Origin of the sequence: Streptomyces sp. UNOC14_S4 (genome assembly GCF_020740835.1) — a bacterium.
Taxonomy (GTDB): Bacteria; Actinomycetota; Actinomycetes; order Streptomycetales; family Streptomycetaceae; genus Streptomyces.
The window spans coordinates 1-6,008 of sequence record NZ_JAINFC010000464.1; the positions used below are offsets into that span (position 1 = coordinate 1).

At 71.1% G+C, this 6,008-nt stretch carries 6 protein-coding genes; 3 read left to right on the top strand and 3 right to left on the bottom strand.

Annotated features, from left to right (window positions below):
* The first annotated feature begins 362 nt into the window (after nt 1-362).
* Nucleotides 363-590, top strand: coding sequence for a hypothetical protein (locus K6I34_RS29605; protein WP_229330563.1), 228 nt, complete (start codon nt 363-365; stop codon nt 588-590).
* Between the two features lie 38 nt (nt 591-628).
* Here the strand turns inward: K6I34_RS29605 and moaA are convergent, their stop codons facing one another.
* The 3 genes from moaA to K6I34_RS29620 form a co-directional block, all read right to left on the bottom strand.
* On the bottom strand, nt 629-1,618 hold the full coding sequence (gene moaA, locus K6I34_RS29610; protein ID WP_229330565.1) for a GTP 3',8-cyclase MoaA: 990 nt from the start codon (nt 1,616-1,618) through the stop codon (nt 629-631).
* A 154-nt stretch (nt 1,619-1,772) separates the two neighbouring features.
* Nucleotides 1,773-3,389 carry a cation acetate symporter gene (locus K6I34_RS29615; protein ID WP_229330567.1) on the bottom strand — a complete coding sequence of 539 codons (1,617 nt, stop codon included), beginning with the start codon at nt 3,387-3,389 and terminating at the stop codon, nt 1,773-1,775.
* Nucleotides 3,386-3,727, bottom strand: a complete 342-nt coding sequence (locus K6I34_RS29620; protein WP_229330573.1) for a DUF485 domain-containing protein — start codon at nt 3,725-3,727, stop codon at nt 3,386-3,388. The genes K6I34_RS29615 and K6I34_RS29620 overlap by 4 nt, the downstream gene beginning before the upstream one ends.
* A gap of 276 nt (nt 3,728-4,003) precedes the next feature.
* On the opposite strand from K6I34_RS29620, the gene K6I34_RS29625 reads away from it, so the two are divergent.
* Both K6I34_RS29625 and K6I34_RS29630 read left to right on the top strand, forming a co-directional pair.
* The gene (locus K6I34_RS29625) at nt 4,004-4,144 is read left to right on the top strand and encodes a hypothetical protein (RefSeq protein ID WP_229330569.1); all 141 of its coding nucleotides are present in this window, start codon (nt 4,004-4,006) and stop codon (nt 4,142-4,144) included.
* 221 nt (nt 4,145-4,365) lie between these two features.
* Nucleotides 4,366-5,886, top strand: coding sequence for a S8 family serine peptidase (locus K6I34_RS29630; protein ID WP_229330571.1), 1,521 nt, complete (start codon nt 4,366-4,368; stop codon nt 5,884-5,886).
* Nucleotides 5,887-6,008: the final 122 nt, after the last annotated feature.

Consider the following 6,008-nt stretch of genomic DNA (forward strand, 5'->3'; position numbering starts at 1 on the left):
GCGCCGTCCCTGCCCGGTACGTTCGTGCCCGCCCCGACCCGGCCGGTGCTCATGCCCGGCCCGGAGCCGGACGCGGCGGAATCCCCGGCGGAAGCGGGTCGGGAAGGTGAACGGCAGGCGGCCGGCGATCATGCGCGTGACCACAGCTGATGCACGGGAACGGGCGCGCGCGGCGGTGCGCGCGCTGCCAAGCTCAAGAAAACCTCAGATCAATCATGTGGTTTCAGTGCCGCGCGCCGGTCACCCCGTGACATACTTCCTAAGCGCTCCGCATCCCCCGTCGGAGCGACAGACCGACGCCGGGCGGCTCCCCCCGTGGCTGCCCGGCGTCGCCGTGTCCGCAGGTGGTTAGAGTCTGGGGTGTGAACTCCCCCGAGAACGCCGTGATCTGTTCCGCCAAGGGCTGCCGTGCCGCGGCCGTGTGGGTGCTGGCCTGGAACAACCCGAAGCTGCACACGCCCGAGCGGCGCAAGACCTGGCTCGCGTGCGACGAGCACCGCGAGCACCTCTCCAACTTCCTCGACCTGCGCGGTTTCCTGAAGGATGTCGTGCGCCTGGAGGAGTGGGAAGAAGCCCCGACCCGCCCGTAGTACCCGCTCCCAGAGCCCGATCCCAGGGCCCGGCGGGCTCAGCCGCCTATCGCCGACATGGGGCGCAGCGGCTGGAGGAACGTCGGGTCGTCGAGCCCGGATCCCGCCTTCTTGCCCCGCGTGGCGCGCCGCCAGAGCTCCGCGAGCTCCGTGTCGGAGGCGCCCGCGCGCAGCGCGCCCCGCAGGTCGGACTCCTCGCGCGCGAACAGGCAGGTACGGATCTGGCCGTCCGCCGTGAGCCGGGTGCGGTCGCACGCGGCGCAGAACGGCCGGGTGACGGAGGCGATCACGCCGACGCGGGCGGGGCCGCCGTCGACGAGCCAGCGCTCGGCGGGGGCGGAGCCGCGCGCGGCCTCCTCCTCGGGGGTGAGGCGGAAGCGGGTGCGGAGGCTCGCGAGGATGTCCTCCGCGGTGATCATTCCGTCGCGTTTCCAGCCGTGCTGGGCGTCAAGGGGCATCTGCTCGATGAAGCGCAGCTCATAGTCGCATCCGACGGCCCAGGCGAGCAGATCGGGTGCCTCGTCGTCGTTGAGGCCGGGCATCAGGACGGCGTTGACCTTGACCGGGTCGAGGCCCGCGGCCCGGGCGGCGGCGAGGCCGTCCAGCACGTCCTGGTGGCGCCTGCGCCGGGTCAAGGTGTGGAAGACCTCGGGGCGCAGGGTGTCGAGGGAGACGTTGACGCGGTCGAGACCTGCGGCCTTCAGGGCGTGGGCGGTGCGGGCGAGGCCGATGCCGTTGGTGGTGAGGGAGAGCCGGGGGCGCGGCCGGAGCGCGGCGCAGCGCTCGACGACGGACACGAGCCCGGGGCGCAGCAGGGGCTCCCCGCCGGTGAAGCGGACCTCGGTGACGCCGAGTTCGGTGACGGCGACGCGCACCAGGCGGACGATCTCGTCGTCGGTGAGGAGGTCGGGCTTGGCGAGCCAGGCGAGGCCCTCTTCCGGCATGCAGTAGGTGCAGCGGAGGTTGCACCGGTCGGTGAGGGAGACGCGCAGGTCGGTGGCGGCACGCCCATAGGTGTCGATGAGCACGGTGCGGCCCCTCCCGCGGACTGGAACGGTGATTCGTTCGGTGTTCCGCAGCGTACGCGATGCCTGTGACGTTCAACAGTTCGTTGAGGTCGAGCGGCGACCATACGGTCCCGGTGGGACGAGGGGCGGTGGTGGAGCGTGGTGTGCCGGGGGATCAGTGCGCGCCGTAGCCGGTGAGGGCGCGGACCTCCAGTTCGGCGTACTTCCGGGTGGCGTCCGGCGCTTCCTTGCTCAGCAGGGAGCCCAGCCAGCCGAGCAGGAAGCCCAGCGGGATGGAGACGATGCCGGGGTTGCCGAGCGGGAAGTAGTCGAAGCTCATCCCGGGGAAGAGCGCCTTGGGGTTGCCGGAGACGACCGGGGAGAGGATCACCAGGGTGACGGAGGAGACCAGCCCTCCGTAGATCGACCACAGTGCGCCCTGCGTGGTGAAGCGCTTCCAGAAGAGGCTGTAGAGGATCGTGGGGAGGTTGGCGGAGGCGGCGACGGCGAAGGCCAGGGCGACGAGCGCGGCCGCGTTGAGGCGGTGGGCGAAGATGCCGAGGACGATGGAGATCGCGCCGATGACGACGGCCGCGTACTTCGCGGTGAGGACTTCTTCCTTCTCGCCGGTCCGTCCCTTGCGGATCACGTTGGCCCACAGGTCGTGGGCGAAGGAGGCGGAGGAGGCGAGGGTGAGGCCCGCGACGACCGCGAGGATGGTCGCGAAGGCGACGGCGGAGATGACGGCGAGGAGGACCGCGCCGCCGGTGGAGCCGGAGCCGCCGCCGAGTTCCTGGGCGAGCAGCGGTGCCGCGGTGTTGCCGGACTCGTTGGAGGCGGTGATGGCCTTGGGGCCGACGACGGCCGCGGCGCCGAAGCCCAGCGCGATGGTCATCAGGTAGAAGGCGCCGATGATGCCGATGGCCCAGTTCACGGACTTGCGAGCGGCCTTGGCGGTGGGCACGGTGTAGAAGCGGATCAGGATGTGCGGCAGGCCCGCGGTGCCGAGGACGAGGGCGAGTCCGAGCGAGACGAAGTTCAGCTTGGAGGTGCCGTCCTTGCCGTACTGGAGGCCGGGTTCCAGGAACGCCTTGCCCTTGCCGCTCTGCTGGGCGGCCTCGCCGAGCAGGGTGGAGAGGTTCCAGTTGAACTTGTTGAGCACGAGGATCGTGATGAACAGGGTGCCCGCGATGAGCATCACGGCCTTGACGATCTGCACCCAGGTGGTGCCCTTCATGCCGCCGATGGTCACGTAGAGGACCATCACCAGGCCGACGAGGCCGATGATCCAGCGCCGCGAGCCCTCGCCGGTGGCGCCGAGGAGCAGGGCGACGAGCGCGCCCGCGCCGACCATCTGGGCGAGCAGGTAGAAGATCGAGACGACGATGGTGGAGGTGCCCGCGGCGGTGCGCACGGGGCGCTGCGCGAGGCGGTGGGCGAGCACGTCGGCCATGGTGAAGCGGCCGGAGTTGCGCAGTGGTTCGGCGACCAGCAGCAGGGCGACCAGCCAGGCGACGAGGAAGCCGATGGAGTAGAGGAAGCCGTCGTAGCCGAAGAGGGCGATGGCTCCGGCGATGCCGAGGAACGAGGCGGCGGACATGTAGTCGCCGGAGATGGCCAGGCCGTTCTGGAAGCCGGTGAAGGAGCGGCCGCCCGCGTAGAAGTCGGTGGCGTCCTTGGTCTGCCGGCCCGCCCAGACGGTGATGCCGAGGGTCGCGGCGACGAAGACCGAGAAGAGCGTGATGATCAGGGTGCGGTGGTCACTGGCCCCCGCGGCGAGAGTGCTGCTCATTCCCCGGCCTCCAGACGGCCGCGGAGTGCCTCGGCCCTGGGGTCGAGCCGCTCGGCCGCGTGCTTGGAGTACCACCAGGCGATCAGGAAGGTGGTGACGAACTGCGCGAGCCCGAGGACGAAGGCGACGTTGACGTTCCCGGCGAGCTTGGTGCCCATGAAGCCGCCCGCGTAGTTGGACAGCAGCACGTAGAGCAGGTACCAGGCGATGAAGGCGAGGGTGAGCGGGAAGGCGAAGGAGCGCTGGGCGGAGCGGAGTTCGCCGAATTCGGCGCTCGCCTGCGTCTCGGTGAAGCGGTCGGGGCCGGAGTCGGCGGAAGCGGTGGCGAGGCCGGGCAGGCCGGGCTCTTCCGGCTGCCCCTGGGCGGTTGTCGGTGCGGTGTCCACGGTCTCTCCTGAATGAGGGGTGCGGGGAGCGCGATCCATGGCCTGTGATCCGGATCACGCATCGTAGAGGCAGGTCGCAGTATGCGACAGGGGGGAAGCCGTGGAATCCGGCGCGCACGGCGGTGCGGGGCGACACCCGCCGCCCGCGGTGTCGTTGACCCTGGTGTGAGCGATGATCCGTTTCTTCCCCCGCCGCTCCCCGGCCGTCGGCCGTTCGGGATCGTCAGGTTGACGGCACCCATAGCGGCGGTGACGACCGGCCGTTCGACCGGCATCCCGCGGGCGGGCCGCTGGTACGGGCCGCGGGTTCCGCTGCCCCCGCTGAGCATCGACGGGCTGCGCGACCCGAGCCTGCCGCCGCCTCCCTGACGCTCCGTCACGCGGATGCCGGGGCACCGCCCCGCCCATGCCATCGAAATCCGGGTACGCCGATCCAGGTACGCCGAATCCGGGTATGTCGAAATCCAGGTATTCGGACAGGAGTTCCGGATTTCATTGCCCGGCACCGGAGGTGGGCGCTAGCTTCACTCGTCATGTACCCGTCCGAGCGCGGAAGGCGCCCGGAGGTACTCGGACGATGTGGAGAACCCATGGCACCTCTGCGCTCCAGACGCCGTCACGCCCTGCTGGCCGTTCCGGCCGGGCTCGCCCTCACCGCCTCGCTCGCCCTGCTGCCCGGAGCGACGGCTTCCGCCGCCCCGCAGGGCGGCACTCCGGCCACGAAGGCCGCCGCCACGGACGGGCCGCTCCTGTCCTACGTGGTCAACGCCACCGCCGACCGCGCCACGGTCGCCCGGGTCAAGAAGGCCGTCACCGCGGCCGGTGGCAGCGTGGTGACCGCCTACGACCGCATAGGCGTCGTCGTCGCCCACTCCGCGAACCCCGGCTTCGCGCAGGCGCTGCGCGCGGTGCCCGGTGTCCAGTCCGCGGGCGCCACCCGCACCGCGCCGATCACCCCGGCGGCCACCACCGACTTCGGCCCGCCCGAGAAGGTGAAGCCGCCGGTGGCCAACTCCCTGAGCGCGGCCCGCTCGCTCGCCTCGGGCAAGGAGCCGCTGGAGGGCCTCCAGTGGGACCTCCCGGCCATCAAGGCCGACGAGGCCGCGAAGGTCGAACCGGGCAGCAGGAAGGTGACCGTCGGGGTCATCGACACGGGCGTGGACGACACCCACCCGGACCTCGCGCCCAACTTCTCGAAGAGCCAGTCCGCGAGCTGTGTCAGCGGCAAGCCCGATACCAGCCCCGGCGCCTGGCGGCCGACGGACCCGGCGAAGGACTACCACGGCACCCACGTGGCGGGCACGATAGCCGCCGCCCGCAACGGCATCGGCGTCGCGGGCGTGGCGCCGAACGTCAGGCTCGCCGCCATCAAGGTCTCCCAGCCGCGGAGCAGCTCCTTCTACGCGGAGAGCGTCGTCTGCGCCTTCGTCTTCGCCGCCGACCACGGCATCGCGGTGACGAACAACAGCTACTACGTCGACCCGTGGATGTTCAACTGCGCGGACGACCCCGACCAGAAGGCCATAGCCGACTCCATAGGCCGCGCCACGAAGTACGCCGAGAGCAAGGGCATCGTCAACGTCGCCTCCGCGGGCAACTCCAACTTCGACCTGGCGGCGAAGGAACTCACCGACACGGGCAGCCCCAACGACACCAAGCCGCCGCGGACCCGCAGGATAGACCCTTCCGTCTGCCTCGACGTCCCGGCGCAGCTGCCCGGCGTGGTCACCGTCTCCGCGACCGGCGTCAAGTCCCAGAAGTCGTTCTACTCCAACTACGGCCTGGGCCAGATCGACGTGGCGGCCCCCGGCGGTGACAACCTCCAGATACCGGACCTGCCGGCCAAGGACGGCCGCATCCTCTCCACCCTCCCCGGCGGCGACTACGGCTACCTCCAGGGCACGTCGATGGCAGGCCCGCACGTGGCGGGCGTGGCGGCGCTCCTGAAGACCACGCACCCGCGCTCGACGCCCCAGGAGATCCAGTGGATCCTCAAGGCGCAGGCGCACAATCCGGGGTGCGGCGGGGTGACGGGGTGCGCCGGGACGGCGCACGTGAACGGGTACTTCGGCTACGGCATCGTGGACGCGCTGGCCGCCGTCCAGGACTGACCGGGGCTCCGCCCCGGGCCCCGTGGTCGGTTGCGGCCCGGTGGTCCGGTTGTGCCCACCCTCCCCCAGACTCCGTCCGGGAGGTGCCCCCAGCCGTGCGGAACGCCTGCCCACAACCAGGA

What these genes read in the sequence shown, in the direction of transcription:
- K6I34_RS29615 (WP_229330567.1), bottom strand. Translation starts at nt 3,389, where the DNA reads ATGAGCAGCACTCTCGCCGCGGGGGCCAGTGACCACCGCACCCTGATC.
- K6I34_RS29630 (WP_229330571.1), top strand. Translation starts at nt 4,366, where the DNA reads ATGGCACCTCTGCGCTCCAGACGCCGTCACGCCCTGCTGGCCGTTCCG.